General features: G+C 58.0%; 16 protein-coding genes. 9 read left to right on the top strand and 7 right to left on the bottom strand.

The features are described from left to right. Window positions 1–84: 84 nt before the first annotated feature. Window positions 85–1,149, top strand: a complete 1,065-nt coding sequence (hrcA, locus tag A2I95_RS04575; protein WP_291728298.1) for a heat-inducible transcriptional repressor HrcA — start codon at window positions 85–87, stop codon at window positions 1,147–1,149. A 9-nt stretch (window positions 1,150–1,158) separates the two neighbouring features. After that, on the top strand, window positions 1,159–1,722 hold the full coding sequence (locus tag A2I95_RS04580) for a nucleotide exchange factor GrpE (RefSeq protein WP_291728299.1): 564 nt from the start codon (window positions 1,159–1,161) through the stop codon (window positions 1,720–1,722). Window positions 1,723–1,809: 87 nt separating this feature from the next. On the opposite strand, the gene mutS is transcribed toward A2I95_RS04580, so the two are convergent. Together mutS and A2I95_RS04590 are read right to left on the bottom strand one after the other, a co-directional pair. Beyond that, window positions 1,810–4,440 (bottom strand): DNA mismatch repair protein MutS, encoded by a 2,631-nt coding sequence (mutS, locus tag A2I95_RS04585; RefSeq protein WP_291728301.1) that lies wholly within the window; start codon window positions 4,438–4,440, stop codon window positions 1,810–1,812. Window positions 4,441–4,541: 101 nt separating this feature from the next. Then, window positions 4,542–5,375, bottom strand: coding sequence for a flagellin (locus A2I95_RS04590; RefSeq protein ID WP_291728303.1), 834 nt, complete (start codon window positions 5,373–5,375; stop codon window positions 4,542–4,544). A gap of 300 nt (window positions 5,376–5,675) precedes the next feature. Here A2I95_RS04590 and A2I95_RS04595 point away from each other — a divergent pair, with 300 nt between their 5' ends. Then, complete coding sequence (locus A2I95_RS04595; RefSeq protein WP_291728305.1) at window positions 5,676–7,931, top strand: NADP-dependent malic enzyme; 2,256 nt, start codon at window positions 5,676–5,678, stop codon at window positions 7,929–7,931. A gap of 5 nt (window positions 7,932–7,936) precedes the next feature. Further along, the gene (locus A2I95_RS04600; protein ID WP_291728307.1) at window positions 7,937–8,809 is read left to right on the top strand and encodes a ribokinase; all 873 of its coding nucleotides are present in this window, start codon (window positions 7,937–7,939) and stop codon (window positions 8,807–8,809) included. A 79-nt stretch (window positions 8,810–8,888) separates the two neighbouring features. Here A2I95_RS04600 and msrA read toward each other — a convergent pair whose 3' ends face one another. Then, window positions 8,889–9,554: a peptide-methionine (S)-S-oxide reductase MsrA gene (msrA, locus tag A2I95_RS04605; protein WP_291728309.1), complete on the bottom strand. Its 666-nt coding sequence runs from the start codon at window positions 9,552–9,554 to the stop codon at window positions 8,889–8,891. 149 nt (window positions 9,555–9,703) lie between these two features. Here msrA and A2I95_RS04610 point away from each other — a divergent pair, with 149 nt between their 5' ends. After that, the gene (locus tag A2I95_RS04610; RefSeq protein ID WP_291728310.1) at window positions 9,704–10,612 is read left to right on the top strand and encodes a D-amino acid aminotransferase; all 909 of its coding nucleotides are present in this window, start codon (window positions 9,704–9,706) and stop codon (window positions 10,610–10,612) included. Next, window positions 10,612–11,325 carry an HAD family hydrolase gene (locus A2I95_RS04615; protein ID WP_291728312.1) on the top strand — a complete coding sequence of 238 codons (714 nt, stop codon included), beginning with the start codon at window positions 10,612–10,614 and terminating at the stop codon, window positions 11,323–11,325. The genes A2I95_RS04610 and A2I95_RS04615 overlap by 1 nt, the downstream gene beginning before the upstream one ends. 73 nt (window positions 11,326–11,398) lie before the next feature. Here A2I95_RS04615 and A2I95_RS04620 read toward each other — a convergent pair whose 3' ends face one another. The 3 genes from A2I95_RS04620 to A2I95_RS04630 all read right to left on the bottom strand — a co-directional run bounded on the left by A2I95_RS04620 (window position 11,399) and on the right by A2I95_RS04630 (window position 13,450). Further along, complete coding sequence (locus A2I95_RS04620; protein WP_291728314.1) at window positions 11,399–11,683, bottom strand: SCP2 sterol-binding domain-containing protein; 285 nt, start codon at window positions 11,681–11,683, stop codon at window positions 11,399–11,401. Window positions 11,684–11,762: 79 nt separating this feature from the next. Next, complete coding sequence (locus A2I95_RS04625; protein ID WP_291728316.1) at window positions 11,763–12,227, bottom strand: DUF1810 domain-containing protein; 465 nt, start codon at window positions 12,225–12,227, stop codon at window positions 11,763–11,765. Next, window positions 12,224–13,450, bottom strand: a complete 1,227-nt coding sequence (locus A2I95_RS04630; RefSeq protein ID WP_291728317.1) for an argininosuccinate synthase — start codon at window positions 13,448–13,450, stop codon at window positions 12,224–12,226. The genes A2I95_RS04625 and A2I95_RS04630 overlap by 4 nt, the downstream gene beginning before the upstream one ends. A 137-nt stretch (window positions 13,451–13,587) precedes the next feature. On the opposite strand from A2I95_RS04630, the gene A2I95_RS04635 reads away from it, so the two are divergent. Together A2I95_RS04635 and ilvA are read left to right on the top strand one after the other, a co-directional pair. Further along, window positions 13,588–14,352 carry a hypothetical protein gene (locus tag A2I95_RS04635; protein ID WP_291728319.1) on the top strand — a complete coding sequence of 255 codons (765 nt, stop codon included), beginning with the start codon at window positions 13,588–13,590 and terminating at the stop codon, window positions 14,350–14,352. Window positions 14,353–14,424: 72 nt separating this feature from the next. Next, the gene (gene ilvA / locus A2I95_RS04640) at window positions 14,425–15,651 is read left to right on the top strand and encodes a threonine ammonia-lyase IlvA (protein WP_291728321.1); all 1,227 of its coding nucleotides are present in this window, start codon (window positions 14,425–14,427) and stop codon (window positions 15,649–15,651) included. Window positions 15,652–15,666: 15 nt separating this feature from the next. Here ilvA and A2I95_RS04645 read toward each other — a convergent pair whose 3' ends face one another. Further along, on the bottom strand, window positions 15,667–15,990 hold the full coding sequence (locus A2I95_RS04645) for an Hpt domain-containing protein (protein WP_291728323.1): 324 nt from the start codon (window positions 15,988–15,990) through the stop codon (window positions 15,667–15,669). Window positions 15,991–16,177: 187 nt separating this feature from the next. Here A2I95_RS04645 and A2I95_RS04650 point away from each other — a divergent pair, with 187 nt between their 5' ends. Then, window positions 16,178–17,431: a PP2C family protein-serine/threonine phosphatase gene (locus A2I95_RS04650; RefSeq protein WP_291728406.1), complete on the top strand. Its 1,254-nt coding sequence runs from the start codon at window positions 16,178–16,180 to the stop codon at window positions 17,429–17,431. The last annotated feature ends 73 nt before the right edge of the window (window positions 17,432–17,504 follow it).

Here is a 17,504-nt window from a genome sequence, read left to right on the forward strand (position 1 = left end):
GATTGACCTTTTCCCACGCTGCTCTTTAATGACAATCTAGCTTTGGGTTCTTATGTTGAATCCGCAAGCAACGCTGGAATACCGATGAGCGACGCGAACAATATTCTGCAAGACCTGAATGACCGCTCGCGGGAAGTTTTCCGGACGGTGGTCGAAAGCTATTTGGAGAGCGGCGATCCAGTTGGCAGCCGCACGCTGACACGTTCATTGAGCGAAAAGGTAAGCGCAGCCACGGTTCGTAACGTAATGCAGGACCTGGAATATCTTGGCCTGCTGGACAGCCCGCATGTAAGCGCTGGCAGGGTGCCCACCCAAATGGGCTTGCGCATGTTTGTCGATGGGTTGCTGGAGGTTGGCGACCTCAACGTGCAGGACCGTGAGAAGATTGATGCGACACTTGGGCGGAATGCCGGCGATGTCGGCGGGATGCTGGACCGGGTCGGTGCGGCGCTGTCCGGTGTGACGCAAGGCGCGTCGCTGGTGCTGACGCCCAAACATGAGGCGGAGATCCGGCATATCGAGTTTGTCTCATTGGCGCACGACCGGGCGCTGGTAGTACTGGTGTTCTCAGATGGCCATGTAGAAAACCGCCTGTTCACCCCGCCACCAGGGCAGACGCCCAGTTCGATGCGGGAGGCGGCGAATTTCCTCAATGCGCTGATCGAGGGGAAGACACTGAGTGAGGTGCAGCGGCAGATCCAGACCGAAATCTCGGCGCGGCGCCAGGAAATCGACAGCCTGGCACATGCTATGATTGAAAGCGGGCTGGCGGTCTGGGAGCAGGATGACAGCGAGCAGGCCCGGCTGATTGTGCGCGGGCGGGCGAATCTGCTGGCCGAAACCGGTGCGGCGGAGGAGCTGGAGCGGATACGGACCTTGTTTGATGATTTAGAGCGCAAGCGTGATATCGCCGAATTTCTGGAACTGACCGAAGACGGTGACGGCGTGCGCATTTTTATCGGTTCGGAGAACAAACTTTTCTCACTTTCGGGTTCCTCTTTGGTGGTGTCTCCCTATATGAACGCGGATCGAAAGATCATCGGTGCGGTAGGGGTGATTGGCCCGACGCGCCTGAATTACGGACGGATTGTGCCGATTGTAGACTATACGGCACAACTGGTCGGCAAACTGTTGTCTGACCGGAGTTAGAGGTGAAACATGGCAGAGCTCAAGGACGAAGACTTTCTGGATGATATCGCTGCCGCCGAGGCTGAGGAGCTGGCGGGGCAGACCGAGGAATTTGATGATGCCTCGTTGGAAATCGATTCACTCCGGGCGGAACGGGATGAGCTGAAGGACAGGTTCATGCGGGCGCTGGCGGATGCTGAGAACGCCCGCAAGCGCGGTGACAAGGCACGCCGGGAAGCGGAGAATTACGGTGGCTCGAAACTGGCCCGTGACATGCTGCCGGTTTACGACAACATGAAGCGCGCGATCGAAGCGGCGACCGACGAGCAGCGCGAAGTTGCGGCGGCGCTGATCGAAGGTGTGGAACTGACCATGCGCTCGCTGCTGGGTGTGTTCGAAAAGCACGGCATCCGGGTTGTGTCGCCGGAAGTTGGCGACAAGTTTGATCCGCAGGTGCATGAGGCTATGTTCGAAGCACCGGTGCCGGGCACCAAGGCAGGCGACATCATTCAGGTGTCTGCGGAAGGGTTCATGCTGCATGACCGTCTGCTGCGGGCGGCACAGGTTGGTGTTTCCTCGACACCGGCAGGCTAACAAAACAGGCCCTTCGGACCTGTGCCTTCGGCGAGTATTTTTGAAAAGATGAAAGGGCGGCTCCGGATGGGGCCGCTCTTTGTCTTTTCAGCCAGCGGCTTCTTTCAGCTTGTAGAGTATTTCCAGCGCTTCACGTGGCGACAGGTCATCCGGGTGGATTTTTGACAGGAGGTCTGTCGCCGGCGAAGGACCCTCTGGGGCTTTGGGTTGGGGCGGCGGGGCTGCGGCGAAGAGCGGCAGATCATCGATCTGAATCTTTGAACCGCCCTCGCGGCTGCTCTGTTCCAGCATGTCGAGCACGTCGCGGGCACGTGCAACAACGGATGCGGGCAGGCCAGCAAGCTGCGCCACCTGCACGCCATAGGAACGGTCAGCGGCACCCTTGTGCACCTCATGCAGGAAGATTACTTCACCCTCCCATTCCTTGACCGCCACGGTGGCGTTGTCGACGCCCTCCAGCTTGGCGGCAAGTTGGGTCAGCTCGTGGTAGTGGGTGGCAAACAGCGCCCGGGAGCGGTTTATCTCGTGCAGATGCTCCAGCGTTGCCCAGGCGATGGACAGACCGTCATAGGTAGCGGTGCCGCGGCCGATTTCGTCAAGGATCACCAAGGCGCGGTCGTCTGCCTGGTTCAGAATGGCGGCGGTTTCGACCATCTCCACCATGAAGGTCGAGCGGCCGCGGGCCAGATCGTCCGAGGCGCCAACCCGGCTGAACAGCTGGCTGACGAGGCCGATGTGGGCGCTTTCCGCAGGGACATAGCTGCCCATCTGGGCCAGCAGTGCAATCAGTGCGTTCTGGCGCAGGAAGGTCGATTTACCGGCCATATTGGGGCCAGTGAGCAGCCAGACTGCGGCACCGTCCTGGGCTGACAGATCGCAGTCATTGGCCACAAAGGTTTCGCCGCCTTGCTGGCGCAGGGCCTGTTCCACCACCGGGTGGCGGCCGCCTTCCACGTGAAACGCGCGGCTGTTGTCGACTTTGGGGCGGGTCCAGTTTTCGCCACGCGCCAAATCGGCCAGCCCGGCCAGCAGATCCAGTTCGGCCAGCCCGCGGGCGGCGGTGTTCAGGCGGGCGGCTGTTTCCAGAATTGCCCTGGAAAGTCCAGTATAGAGCCGCTTTTCAATCTCAAGCGCCAAGTTTCCGGCATTCAGGATGCGGGTTTCAATCTCGCTCAGCTCCACTGTGGTGAAACGGACCTGATTGGCAGTCGTCTGGCGGTGAATATAGGTTTCGTTCAGCGGAGGAGACATCATTTTGTCCGCGTGTGTCGCGGTGGTTTCGATGAAATAGCCCAGCACATTGTTGTGTTTGATCTTCAGCGAAGTGACACCGGTGTGTTCCGCGTATTTCTTCTGCATTGAAGCAATCACTGAGCGCCCCTCGTCGCGGAGGGTGCGGGCTTCATCCAGTTCCGGATCGTAGCCGGTTGCGATGTAACCGCCGTCCCGTGCCATAAGCGGCGGTTCGGCCACCAGGGCCGCATCCAGGAGAGACAGCAAATCGTCGAAACCTTGCAGATCCGACATGGCCCCGGCCATCAGCGCAGGCAGTTCAAGCCCGGCGCAAAACCCGGCAATTGCTTCGGCCTGCGACAACCCGTTGCGGATAGCAGCCAGATCGCGCGGGCCGCCGCGCTCCAGCGCCAGGCGAGAGAGCGCCCGATCGAGGTCCGGTGTTTTGCGCAAAGCCGCGCGCAGGTCTTCGGCGGTCTGAGATTGTTCAACAGCGAAATCCAATGCAGCAAGGCGCTGGTGGATCGCATCGAGATTACGGGAGGGGCTGGACAGCCGTTGTTCCAGCAAGCGGGCGCCGCCGGGGGTGACAGTGCGGTCCACAACTGCCAGCAGCGAGCCGGCACGGCCCCCTGACAGGGAACGGGTCAGCTCCAGATTGCGGCGGGTGGCGGCATCAATCTGCACCACCCGGTCCTGCGCCTCCTGCTGCGGCGGCTGCAACAGCGGCAGCTTGCCCTTTTGGGTGATTTCCAGATAGTCGATCAACGCGCCCATGGCTGAGACTTCGGCCCGGGTGAAAGTGCCGAAACCATCCAGGGCGCTGACGCTGAACAGGGTGCAGATGCGCTTTTCCGCAGCGGTGCTGTCAAAGCTCGCTTTGCCCAGCGGAGTGAGCGGGATCTTGTATTCTTCAGCCAGAGGGAGGGCAGCGTCATAGGCCGGACCATCAGCAACGATCAACTCCGACGGCGCCAGGCGGGCCAGCTCGGGCGACAAGCGGACCCGTGCGACCGGCATCACGTGAAACGCGCCGGTCGAAATGTCGGCCCAGGCCAGTGCGGCCTCATCCCTGAGTTCAGAGTAAGAAACCAGAAAGTTGTGGCGGCGCGCCTCCAGCAGAGATTCCTCGGTCAGGGTGCCCGGTGTCACCAACCGCACCACATCGCGTTTTACCACTGATTTGGAACCCCGCTTTTTGGCTTCGGCCGGGCTTTCCAGCTGCTCGCCCACGGCAACGCGAAAGCCCTTGCGGATCAGCGTCAGCAGATAGCCTTCGGCGGCATGGACGGGCACGCCGCACATGGGGATGTCTTCGCCGTTGTGCTTGCCGCGTTTGGTCAGCGCGATGTCCAAGGCTTCTGCGGCGTTGACTGCGTCCTCAAAGAACATCTCGTAAAAGTCGCCCATCCGATAAAAAAGCAACGCATCCGCATGCGCTGCCTTGATCTCGAGATACTGCGCCATCATGGGCGTTACGGTCATGAAAAATCCCCCAGGTCGTCGTTGTAAGACGTGTACAATGGGGGCGGTGCGAGGAAAACCCGGATGTGACTGCCGCCAAGACCTCCGGCGGCAGTCTGCTGTCAGTAAAGGTTGCGCAGTGTGTCGGGCATTGTGTTGACAATGGAGAGCGACAGAGTGCTCAACTGTTGCTGCGCCTGCAGCGCCAGAAGTTTTGTCGCCGCTTCCTCCATGCTGGTGTCGATCATCGAACTGACTCCCTGGGTGATCGAATCCGACAGCTTGCCGACAAACTGGTTCTGTTCGGCAATGCCGCCGGCGCTGGCGCCAAGAGCAGCGGAGCTGTCGATTGCGTAAGCCAGGAACCCCTCGATTTCTCCTAGAGCGGTCAACGCGCTGGCAGTGTCGGTGATGGCAGTCCGGTTGCCAATGTCAAACTGCGGGCTGCCTTCGAAGTCCACGCCATCTACGCTGAGCGAGGTCACGCCTCCGGCCCCGGATAGTGCAGACGGGACAGTCAGCGATGTGCCGCCGTTGCCGTCCACATCAGTTGTCAGAAGGTTCACACCGTTGAAACTGGAGGATGAGATTATGGAATTGATCTGCTCGGTCTTTTGCGACAGGGCCGCTTCGAATTTGCTGAAATCCCCCATCCCGCTGGCCGCCATAACTGCCAGTGACCGCATTTCGGTTACAGCGTCAGTGATTTGTTCCGCTCCGGCTGAAGCAACCGCCACGGTGGCTTCACCCAGCGACAATGAGTCTGAGACAGAGCGCAACCCCGAAATATCTGAATCCATCAGTTCGGAGATCGCCCAGAGGGCGGCGTTATCTTGCGCCGTGTTGACTTCTTTGCCGGTGGATATGCTGTATTGCACGGTGTCGAGCTGGCTATTGACGCCACCCAATGTCTGCAAGGCAACCATCGCGCCGGAATTGTTTTGGAAACTTATCATTCCTCATTATTCCTTTGATCCTAGGCCCGTGTTCCGGGCGGACAAATGTCATTCTGACACGTGCTTTTCAGGCTCATGAGTTCGAGCGCGCAGCGCCACCTGGCTTACAGGTGCGTGTTAATACCTATTAATAAATTACAGCAGACGGGCGTCTACTTTAAGGTGAAAATCTGGCGCTATCCATCGCCCTTTAGTCGCATTTATCTCAATTCTGGCTATACAGATTCTTGAAAGCCCGGATTGAGGGGCGCGGTTGGCTGGGCTAAGACGGACCGCGACGAGGAGAGGACACGAGATAAAATGCCCAAAACAAAGATCACCGATGAGGAAGCCCTGGCGTTTCACCTGGAGCCGTCTCCGGGCAAATGGGAGATCAATGCCACTGTCCCGATGACAACGCAGCGGGATCTGTCTTTGGCCTACTCTCCGGGGGTTGCGGTGCCTTGCGAAGCAATCGCGGCAAATCCTGAGACCGCCTATGATTACACCAACAAGGGCAACTTGGTTGCGGTGATATCAAACGGCACGGCGGTGCTGGGTCTGGGCAATCTGGGGGCTTTGGGCTCTAAGCCGGTGATGGAGGGCAAATCTGTCCTGTTCAAACGCTTCGCCGACGTGAACTCAATCGACATCGAACTGGATACCGAGGATCCGGACAAGTTCATCGAAGCGGTTAAGCTGATGGGGCCGACCTTTGGCGGCATCAACCTGGAAGACATCAAGGCGCCGGAGTGTTTCATCATTGAGCAGAAGCTCAAGGAAGAGATGGACATTCCCGTCTTCCACGATGATCAGCACGGCACTGCGGTGATCTGCGCGGCCGGCCTGATCAACGCGCTGCATCTGTCGGGCAAGAAGATTGAGGATGTGAAGATCGTCCTGAATGGGGCAGGGGCAGCCGGTATTGCCTGTATCGAGCTGCTGAAAGCCATGGGCGCGCGGCACGAAAACTGCATCGTTTGCGACACCAAAGGCGTGATTTATCAGGGCCGTACCGAGGGCATGAACCAGTGGAAATCGGCCCACGCGATCACCACGGATCTGCGCACTCTGGAAGAAGCCATGCGCGGTGCCGACGTCTTTCTGGGCGTATCGGTCAAGGGCGCGGTAACCCAGGAAATGGTGGCCGCGATGGCCGACAATCCGGTGATTTTTGCGATGGCAAACCCGGATCCGGAAATCACTCCTGAAGAGGCGCATGAGGTGCGTGTCGATGCCATCGTCGCCACCGGCCGGTCCGATTACCCGAACCAGGTCAACAACGTGCTGGGCTTCCCCTACCTGTTCCGCGGCGCGCTGGATATCCACGCCCGCGCCATTAACGACGAAATGAAGATCGCATGTGCCCATGCTCTGGCCGCCCTTGCGCGCGAGGATGTGCCGGACGAAGTGGCGCTGGCCTATGGCAAGTCTCTGTCTTTTGGCCGCGACTATATCATTCCGACTCCCTTTGATCCCCGGCTAATCCACCGGATCCCGCTGGCGGTGGCCAGGGCAGGCATGGATACCGGTGCCGCTCGCCGTCCGATCGTGGACATGGATGCCTATGAGGTGGGTTTGAAATCCCGCATGGATCCGACCGCCTCTATTCTGCGCGGATTGAATGCCCGTGCCCGTTCAGCCCAGTCCCGGATGATCTTCGCTGAGGGTGACGATCCCCGCGCTCTGCGCGCTGCAGTGATGTATCAGCGTTCCGGCTTTGGAAAATCTCTGGTTGTGGGCCGGCAGGAAGATGTGCGGGCCAAGCTGGAAAAGGCCGGCCTTGGCGATGCCGTGCGTGAGCTGGAAATTGTTAACGCTGCCAACACGCCGAATTTCGATTTGTACAAGGGTTTCCTGTACAGCCGCTTGCAGCGTAAAGGCTTTGATCACAAGGATATTCACCGGTTGGTGGGGCGTGACCGGCACGTGTTTGCCAGCCTGATGCTGGCGCATGGGCATGGCGACGGTCTGGTCACCGGCGCAACCCGGAAATCGGCCCATGTTCTGGAACGGATCAACCATGTTTTTGATGCCGATGCCGATCATGGTGCCGCTGGCGTGACTGCGCTGCTGCACAAGGGGCGGATCGTGCTGATCGGGGATACGTTGGTGCATGAGTGGCCGGATGAGAACCACCTCGCAAATATCGCTGAACGTGCCGTGGGCGTCGCCCGCCATATGGGGCTTGAACCGCGGGTGGCCTTTGTCAGCTTCTCCACCTTCGGTTACCCAGTGTCGGAACGTGCGGAAAAGATGCATGTCGCGCCCACCGTTCTGGATAAACGCGGTGTTGATTTCGAATACGAAGGCGAGATGACCGTTGATGTGGCGCTCAACGAGCGGGCCCAGCGGTATTACCCGTTCCAGCGTTTGACCGGCCCGGCCAACATCCTGATTGTGCCGGCCCGCCATTCAGCCTCGATTTCGGTCAAGCTTATGCAGGAAATGGGCGGCGCCACGGTTATCGGCCCGATCCTGTCCGGTATCGACAAGCCGATCCAGATCTGCTCGACCACCTCCACCACCAATGACATTTTGAATATGGCGGTACTGGCAGCCTGCAACATCGGGTGATCTGAATGGCAATCTGGAACCTGGGATCAATCAATGCGGACATGGTCTATGCCTTGCCGCATCTGCCGGCGGCGGGGGAAACCCTTGCCGCCCAACGCCTTGACAGATTTCTAGGCGGGAAAGGCGCCAACATGTCCGTTGCCGCCGCCCGCGCTGGCAGCGAGATTAATCACATCGGTGCTGTTGGGCCTGACGGGGCTTGGGCAGTCGAGCGGTTGAAGGATTATGGCACTGGAATTCAAGACATTGCCCAGGTGGACATCCCAACCGGCCACGCCATCATTGCGGTGGAGCCGGAGGGGGAAAACCAGATCATCCTGTTTCCCGGCGCCAACCGTGCGCTGACCCAGGATCAGTTGGACCAAGCGCTTTCACAGGCTAATGCAGGCGACATTCTGGTGATGCAGAATGAAACCAATATGCAGGCCGAAGCTGCCCGTGCGGGCCGCGATCAGGGGATGCGGGTCTGCTACGCCGCCGCCCCCTTTGACGCGGACGCAGTCAAAGCGGTTCTTCCGTTTCTCGACTTCTTGATCCTGAACGAGGTGGAAGCCGGACAGCTGAAAGAGGCGTCTGGCAAGTCGCCCGATGAGCTTGGCATCAAAGACGTGGTTATCACTCTTGGTGCTAAAGGGGCCCGGCATATCGACGGCGAAACCGGAGATGTGCTGGATGTTCCCGCTCTTCCGGTTACGCCTGTAGATACCACAGGGGCAGGGGACACTTTCACCGGATATGTACTTTCGGGTCTGGACCAGGGCTTGCCGATGGCAAAAGCTATGTTGCTGGCCGCGCAGGCTGCGGCGCTGATGGTCACGCGCCATGGTACAGCCGATGTGATCCCTGAACTGAAAGAAGTGCAGGCGGCCCACTTTTGATCTGAGGCATTCTGCTTCTTTTTGGTTAACAAATACTCCGGGGGAATTGGCCGTTAGGCCAAGGGGGCAGCGCCCCGCCTTAATGATCTTTTGCAAAAGGCGCTGCATCGCCCCACAATTGCGCCACGCGCTGATCACGCCCGCAGGCCTGGCGGTATCGTTTATAGGCCGCCGCTTGCCGCTTGGGGCCAAAGCGGGTGAAAACCAGGCTTTCTCCTTTATAATAGTCCTGGTGATAGTCTTCGGCTTCATAAAAGGGTTTCACCGGCAGGACAGGGGTCACGACTTTTCGCCCCAAGGCTTCCTGAGCGTCGGAAATGACTTGCTTGGCTAGGGTCTTTTCTTCTTCGTTAGAGACAAAAACTGCGGTGCGGTAGCTCTCGCCGCGGTCGCAGAACTGGCCGCCCGCGTCTGTCGGATCAACCGAGCGGAAGAAAAGTTCCAGCAAGTGTTCGCGTGATACTTTTGCGGGATCAAAGGAAATTTGTACTGCTTCGTAATGGCCGCTGCCGCCGCGGCTGACATCCTTGTAGGTCGGGTTTTCTGTCTTGCCGCCAGTATAGCCTGACACGGCTTCAGTCACCCCGGGAACGCTTTCAAAATCGCTTTCCACACACCAGAAGCATCCACCGGCCACGGTCAGAACTTCAGTTGATTGCGCCTGCACAGGATTGGCATTTGCAACCGTACCGATCGCAATAAGCCCCATCAAAGTAATAGGTCTCAGACTCTCCAGAAAACGCATCTTGGGCCTCCATTCTGCTTTGCTGCCACTCTGCCGGCTGATGCGCAGCCCCTCAACCCGGCAGCGGCGGATTTCACGGACAGGTGACAGCAAGTTACTGCTTGGAAATTGGATCCAATATTACTAACGTGCCGGCAAAGGAGGATCCCATGACTGAAAAGATGAGCACTCACCAGGCTGAAGAAGATCAGCGCAACGAAGAAATCCTGATCTATCTGAATGGAAAAACTGTCCCCAAGGCTGAGGCCAAGGTGAGCGTTTATGACAGCGGTTTTATGCTGGGCGACGGTGTGTGGGAAGGGTTGCGGCTGTACAACGGAACCTGGGCCTTCATGGACGAGCATCTGGACCGGCTGTTTGAGGCCGCCAAGGCGATTGACCTGGATATCGGGTTGGATAGGGAGGGCGTGAAAACTGCAGTGTTAGAGACGCAGAAAGCCAATGGCATGATCACTGATGCCCATGCCCGGCTGATGGTTACACGCGGAGTAAAAACGCGCCCCTTCCAGCACCCTTCGCTGTCGCAGCAAGGCCCGACCATGACCATTATCATGGAGCATTCCCGCCCTGACCTGCCACGCCAGATTAAACTGGCCACAGTGCCGCATATCCGCGGGCTGCCGATGACGCAGGACCCCAAACTGAATTCCCACTCCAAGCTGAACTGCATTATCGCCTGCATCGCCGCCGAAAAGGCGGGCGCGGATGAAGCGCTGATGCTGGATGTGAATGGTTTTGTGAACACCACAAATGCTTGCAACTTCTTCATTGTGCGCAAGGGGGAGGTTTGGACTTCGACCGGGGACTACTGCATGAATGGCATTACCCGGCAGAAAGTGATCGATTTGTGCCGTGCCAACAGTATTCCGGTTCACGAGCGGAACTATTCTCTGGTGGATGCATACGGCGCCGACGAAGCCTTCCTGACCGGCACTTTCGGGGCGCAGACGCCGGTGGGCAGCATTGACGGCCGACAGATCGGCAGCGGGCAAATGGGGTCCATGACCGAGCGCCTTCGTGCTCTCTACAAGGATCTGATTGAAAGGGAGTGTGTCTGATGCGGATTGCAATGTGGTCCGGGCCGCGGAACCTGTCGACGGCGATGATGTATGCCTTTGGCAACCGCGGTGATTGCGCGGTGGTGGATGAACCGTTTTATGCGGCCTATCTGGCGATGACCGGTCTCAACCATCCGATGCGAGCGGAAATTCTGGACAGCCAGCCGCGGGATCCGGGCGAGGTGGCAAAGGCGCTGCTGGGAAAGGTTCCAAGTGCCAGGCCTTACTACTACCAAAAACATATGACACAGCACATGATCCCCGGTGTTCCGCGCCAGTGGATGCGAGAGGTCACAAATGTCTTTCTGATCCGTCATCCGGCACGTGTGATCGCCTCATATGCGGCGAAACGGGAAAATCCCACGCTGGAAGACATTGGGTTCCGCCAACAGGCGGAACTATTCGAGCTGGTACGCAGCTGGGAACATGCACCGATTGTCGTGGACAGCCATGATATTCGAAAGGATCCGGCAGGCAAACTGGAACAGTTGTGCGAGACGGTCGGCATGCCGTATTCCCCGAAGATGCTGACCTGGCCAAGGGGCGGACACAAAGACGATGGCGTGTGGGCGGCGCACTGGTACGGTGCGGTCTGGAATTCGACCGGTTTTGCCGACCCGGAAAGTCCGCTGCCGGAGGTGCCGGAGGACCTTCAGCCCGTGTTGCAGGCGGCGCTGCCTTATTACGAAGAGATGAAAGCAGCGAAAATCTGAGGGGAGAAGGGGGCTTTGCCCCCTCGCGCCTGCGGCGCTCACCCCCAGGATGTTTTCAGCCAGAAGAGGAGGTTCAGCCGATCAGTTTGCCCAGTTTCATGGCAACACCCATGTCGCCGGAGATTTTGATTTTTCCCATCACTACTGCCGTCATCGGGTTGAGCTTGCCGGTGAGCAGCTTTTTCAGGTTCTCTCTGGAAAGCTGCAGCGTGCAGTCAGTGTCACAGTCATCGGTGGTGGCACCGCCTTCGGAGAGCACGATGACGCCATCCTCTCCACAGTCGAATTTCAGCGTGCCGTTAAAGCTCTTTCCAGCCAAACCTGTGCGGATGTCCTCGGCGATGTCCTGAAGTGCCATATGTTCCTCCCTTGCTTGCCGTGAGGGTTAGGCACGCAAGGGTTGCCGGGCAATAGTGACCAAAGGGGAGGGCGCCGGGTTACGTCCCGGCAAGGGCTGCCTTGGTCAGCGGGCAGGGCTGACCGCCATAGAAGGTATCGAGCACCTGCCGGAATTCCGCCGGCGCACCCGGTACAGCTGCAAACAACGTCATCGAGGAACGCAGCTTTTTAGCATCGGTACTGCCGAGGATTTGCGCGGGATCTGTACCCTGATGCTGCAGCATCAGTCGGCTGGCGTCCACCAGGCGGCTGCGCAGCTTTTCGTGGTTCAGATAGGCTGTGGCCTCGGTCAGGTCTTCGATCCCGTAAAGCTGTGCCATGTGCGATTGGCCCAGTTCGGCCAATTGGGGAAAGACGAACCACATCCAGTGGCTCGTCTTTTGTCCTGCGGAGAGTTCAGTCAGGACAGCCGCCCAAACGGTGTCCTGAGCCTCGACGAACATTTCCAGCTCTTCCGCGAAATCGTCCTCGAAGCCGTCGTCTATGCCGCCTTGGTCACTCACTTTTTGATCCGGCGCTCACGTGCGGCCAGCAGCTTGAGGCGCAGGGCATTCAGTTGAATGAAACCTGCAGCATCGGTCTGGTCATAGGCGCCGGCATCTTCTTCAAAAGTCACGTGTGCTTCGGAATAGAGCGAGTGATCCGACCAGCGGCCGACACAGGTTGCAGAGCCTTTGTAAAGTTTAAGGCGCACGGTTCCGGTGACATGTTCCTGGCTCTTGTCGATCGCAGCCTGCAGCATTTCGCGCTCGGGCGAATACCAGAAACCATTGTAGATCAGCTCTGCGTATTTCGGCATCAGCTCATCTTTCAGATGCATTGCGCCGCGGTCCATGGTGATCGATTCAATCCCGCGGTGGGCTTCCAGCAGCAGGGTGCCGCCCGGCGTTTCATAAATACCGCGGGATTTCATGCCGACAAAGCGGCCTTCGACCAGGTCGAGACGGCCGCAACCGTGCTTGCCGCCCAGTTCGTTCAGTTTTGTCAGCAGGTCTGCCGGGCTCAGCGCTTCACCGTTGATGCTGACAGCATCACCCTTTTCAAAGCCGACCTCGATGAACTCAGGCTCATTCGGCGCGTCCTCGGGGTGCACGGTGCGCTGGTAAACATAGTCAGGCGCCATCACTGCCGGGTCTTCCAGAACCTTACCCTCGGAGGACGTGTGCAGCAGGTTTGCGTCAACCGAGAAGGGGGCTTCGCCGCGTTTGTCCTTGGCGACCGGAATCTGGTTTTGTTCAGCAAACTCCAGCAGGCGGGTGCGCGAGGTCAGATCCCATTCACGCCAGGGTGCGATCACCTTGATGTCTGGGTTCAGAGCGTAGGCAGCCAATTCGAAACGGACCTGATCGTTGCCCTTGCCGGTGGCGCCATGAGCGACCGCGTCGGCACCGGTGGCTTCGGCGATTTCTACAAGACGCTTGGAGATCAGCGGCCGGGCGATCGAAGTGCCCAGCAGATACAGGCCTTCGTAAACCGCATTGGCGCGGAACATCGGGAAGACGAAGTCACGGACAAATTCCTCGCGCACATCTTCGATGAAGATGTTTTCCGGTGCGATACCCAGCATTTCCGCTTTCTTGCGGGCAGGTTCCAGTTCTTCACCCTGGCCGAGGTCGGCGGTGAAGGTGACAACTTCGCAGCCGTATTCGGTCTGCAGCCATTTCAGGATGATCGAGGTGTCGAGGCCACCGGAATAGGCGAGCACAACTTTCTTGGGCGCGGACATGGAATTCCCTCTCAGGTCAGAACGCCTGCGGCGTAGCGGGTTTTGCCCGGAAGGGCAAGGTTAACCGGGGTTTCGTGCCGCGTCGGCTGCAACTATGGTCCGCGCCAGATGTGGTTTTCAAATTGGAGCAGATTTTGATGAAACCTTGGGCGCTGTTCAGTCATTCAGTGGGAATGCTGGCACGGAATTTTGGTGATATGCTGCGGGTGTTTTTGGTTCCCACGCTGCTGATTGCGGCACTATTTGCGACCTTTTTTAAAATGACGGGTTTGTGGGGCATCCTGCAATGGGGTGTAGTGACACCGCTGCCGGAAAACTCAGGTTTAAGCGGCCCGCTGTTCCTGGTCGCAATGTTTTCGCTCTTGATTGGGATGTGGAGTGTGGTTTCCTGGCACCGCTTTGTTCTGCTTGAGGAAATGCCGCAGGGCTGGCTGCCGGGTTTGGAAGGCGGTCGCGTGATGGCCTACTTTGGACGGTCTGTGCAGATTGCGCTGGTTCTTTTGTGCATGATGATTCCTGTGCTGCTGATGGTTCTTCTAGTAACAACACTGCTTAGCGGGGCAGGGCCGGCAGTTCTGCAATTGATCAACCTGCCGATTGCAATTTTCATCACCTATCTGGTTCTCAGGCTTTCAGTGATCCTGCCGGCGGCAGCGTTGGGAGCGGACATGGGGCTGCGCGAAGCTTGGAACTCCACTGGAAACGCTTTTGGTGATCTTCTGGGTTTGGCTGCCATATTGGTTGCAGCACAATACGCAGCCCAATTCGTTGCCGAAGCGCTGGCGGCATCCCCATCGTTGGCTGTTGGTGTCTCCATCCTCGTATCAGCTGCCTTGGCCCTGTTGAACATCAGCCTGCTGACCACCCTTTACGGCCACTACGTCGAGGGCCGTCCGGTCTGATCCCTGGTATTCTTATGTATGCTTTGCACCTGCCCCTTGTCTTGGGGGCGGGCTTGCGCCACTGAATGATCCATGAACGATTTCAAGAGCCAGGCCCGCGCCGCTGAACAGGCGATGCGCGATGTGTTTCCTGCAACTCCGTTGCAGCGCAATGTGCATCTGTCCGAGCGTTTCGGCGCGGATATTTATCTCAAGCGAGAGGATCTGAGCCCGGTCCGGTCCTACAAGATCCGGGGTGCGCTGAACGCGATGCGCAAGCAGCCGGATCAGGAGCTGTATGTTTGTGCCTCGGCCGGCAACCACGCACAGGGCGTCGCATTCATGTGCCGTCACATGGGCAAGCGCGGCGTAATCTTCATGCCGGTCACAACGCCGCAGCAGAAGATCCAGAAAACCCGGATGTTCGGCGGCGACAACATCGAGATCCATCTGGTCGGCGACTATTTCGACATTTGCCTAGCCGCTGCGCAGGAGTGGTGTGCCAAGGAGGGCGGGCATTTCCTGTCGCCCTTTGATGATGCCGATGTGATAGAAGGCCAGGCCTCCATCGCGGTGGAAATCGAAGAACAGCTGGGCAAGGCGCCCGATCATGTGCTGCTGCCGGTTGGAGGCGGTGGAATGTCGGCCGGCGTTTCCTCTTGGTTTGGCGACGACGTGCACAGCCTGTTTGTTGAACCCGACGGCGGCGCCTGCCTGCGCGCGGCGCTGACAGCGGGCAAACCGGTGCCGCTGGAGGCGGTTGACACTTTTGTCGATGGCGCCGCTGTAGGGCGGATTGGTGATCTGCCCTTTGACATCCTTCAAAATGTGCCGCTGCCGGATGTACTGGCGATCTCCGAGGACAGGATTTGCACCACTATCATTGAGATGCTGAACGTGGAAGGCATCGTGCTGGAGCCGGCCGGCGCGCTGTCGGTTGAAGCGCTGCAGGATGTGCGCTCCTGGATCCGCGGCAAGACAGTGGTTTGCGTTACATCCGGGGGCAACTTTGATTTTGAACGTCTGCCAGAGGTCAAAGAACGGGCGCAGCGCTATTCTGGAGTGAAGAAGTACTTCATCTTGCGGCTGCCGCAGCGGCCTGGTGCGCTGAAGGAGTTTCTAGGCATCTTAGGCCCGGAGGACGACATTGCCCGCTTTGAATACATGAAGAAGTCCGCCCGCAATTTCGGCTCGGTGCTGATCGGAATTGAGACCAAGCGGCCGGAGAATTTTGAGCAGTTGTTCGCGCGATTGGATGCGGCTGGGATGACCTTCACCGACATCACTCAGGACGAGACGCTGGCACAATTTGTGATCTGAAGCCGGAGCCGGAGATCAGAACTTTTCGGACAGACCTGTCAGAAAGGCGGACTTGGACGTTTCGAAGTTGGCAATGATTAGAGGGACGTCGACATCTTCAGCCTTGCCGTGCGCGGACTTCTGCTCACCTTTTAGGCACAATGCGGAGAACTCTTCAAATCCCAGGTTGAGTGCGCTGCCTTTCAGGAAATGCAGGTCCTGTTCCAGCTGGCTGTGATCGCCGCCTTGAAGCTTGCCGATTACTTCTTCAACCTCTTCAAGAAAGATTTCAACAACTTCGCCAAAGTCCTCGGCACCTACTTCTTCGCGCAGCTCAGTTACACGCGGCCAGTCTATCATGTGTTGCGTCCTTATTATGTTTTGCCATGCGCGATTTCTTAAGTTGAATGCAGTAAAAATATAGTGAAATAAAGGAGGAAGCTCAAATTTTAGGTTTCACCGCCTGTTAAATTTCTGGACCGATAGTATCACAAGATCGTCTGATTTTGCCATTTGTGAGGTGCCTTCGGTGCTGCCAGAAAGTTCGATGGACAACGAGGACCACACAGTGGCCGGATCAATACGCCGTGTGCTGGTTGTTGATGACAGCCGCCTGCAAAGACGCATTCTAGTTGCTTCTCTCAAGAAATGGGGATTTGAGGTCGTCGAGGCTGAGAGCGGCGAGGCCGCGATGGAGATTTGCCAGACAGAAACTCCTGATCTGATCCTCAGCGACTGGATGATGCCGGGCATGAACGGGCTGGAATTTTGCCGCGCGTTCCGGGACAGCTCCAGCGAAGATTATGCCTATTTCATCCTGCTGACCTCCAAGAGCGAAAAGAACGAGGTGGCCGAGGGGCTGGACGCTGGCGCCGATGATTTCCTGACCAAACCGGTCAGCTCGGATGAGCTGCGGGCACGGATTTCCGCGGGTGAACGGATCCTGCGGATGCAGCGGGAGCTGTCCGAGAAGAACCGCATCGTGTCGGAAACCCTAGGTGAGCTGCAGCGGGTTTATGATGCGATCGACAAGGACTTGATCCAGGCCCGCAAGATCCAGGAATCGCTGGTGCCGGAATTGTCCAAGGATTTCGGCTCCTCAACCGTCAGCCTGCTGCTGAAACCCTGCGGCCACATCGGTGGTGATCTGGTGGGAATGTTCTCTCCAGGCGTGAACCGAATCGGCTTCTATTCTATCGACGTGTCCGGTCACGGCATCACTTCGGCGATGATGACAGCGCGTCTCGGCGGCTATCTGTCCTCGAATTACTTCGATCAGAATGTCGGGATGGAAAAACGCTTCAACCGGTTTTATGCGCTGCGCCAGCCGGAGGAAGTTGCCAGCCTGCTGAATGCACGGCTGATCGCTGATACCGGGATCGAAGAGTACTTCACCATGGCCTATTGCATCGCTGATTTGCGCAGCGGTGTTGTTAAGATGGTGCAAGCAGGCCACCCGCATCCGCTGTTGCTGCGCAAGAACGGTGAACTGGAGTTCATCGGTAACGGTGGTGTGCCGGTGGGGCTGGTTCCCGATATCGGCTACAGCCAGGAAGAATTTGTCATGGAACGTGGCGACCGTCTGTTGCTGTTCTCAGACGGTTTTACAGAGGCGCGGCTGGAAGACGGTTCGATGCTGGAGCCGGAGGGTCTGCTGGAGCTGGTTCAAAAATGCGGGTCAGAGCAAAGCAGTAAGGAATTTCTGGATGACCTTTACTGGCATCTGACACAAGTTATGAGCAAGGAACACGGGCTTGAGGATGACGTCTCGGCCACATTGTTCGAGTACCAGGGTCCGTAAACCAGTCAGATCGGTTGTCTGATGTTGTCCTGGCCGCGGCTGGGATGTTGCTTTTCGGCTGTAGACTTCTCAG

The organism is Leisingera sp. F5, from assembly GCF_001593695.1.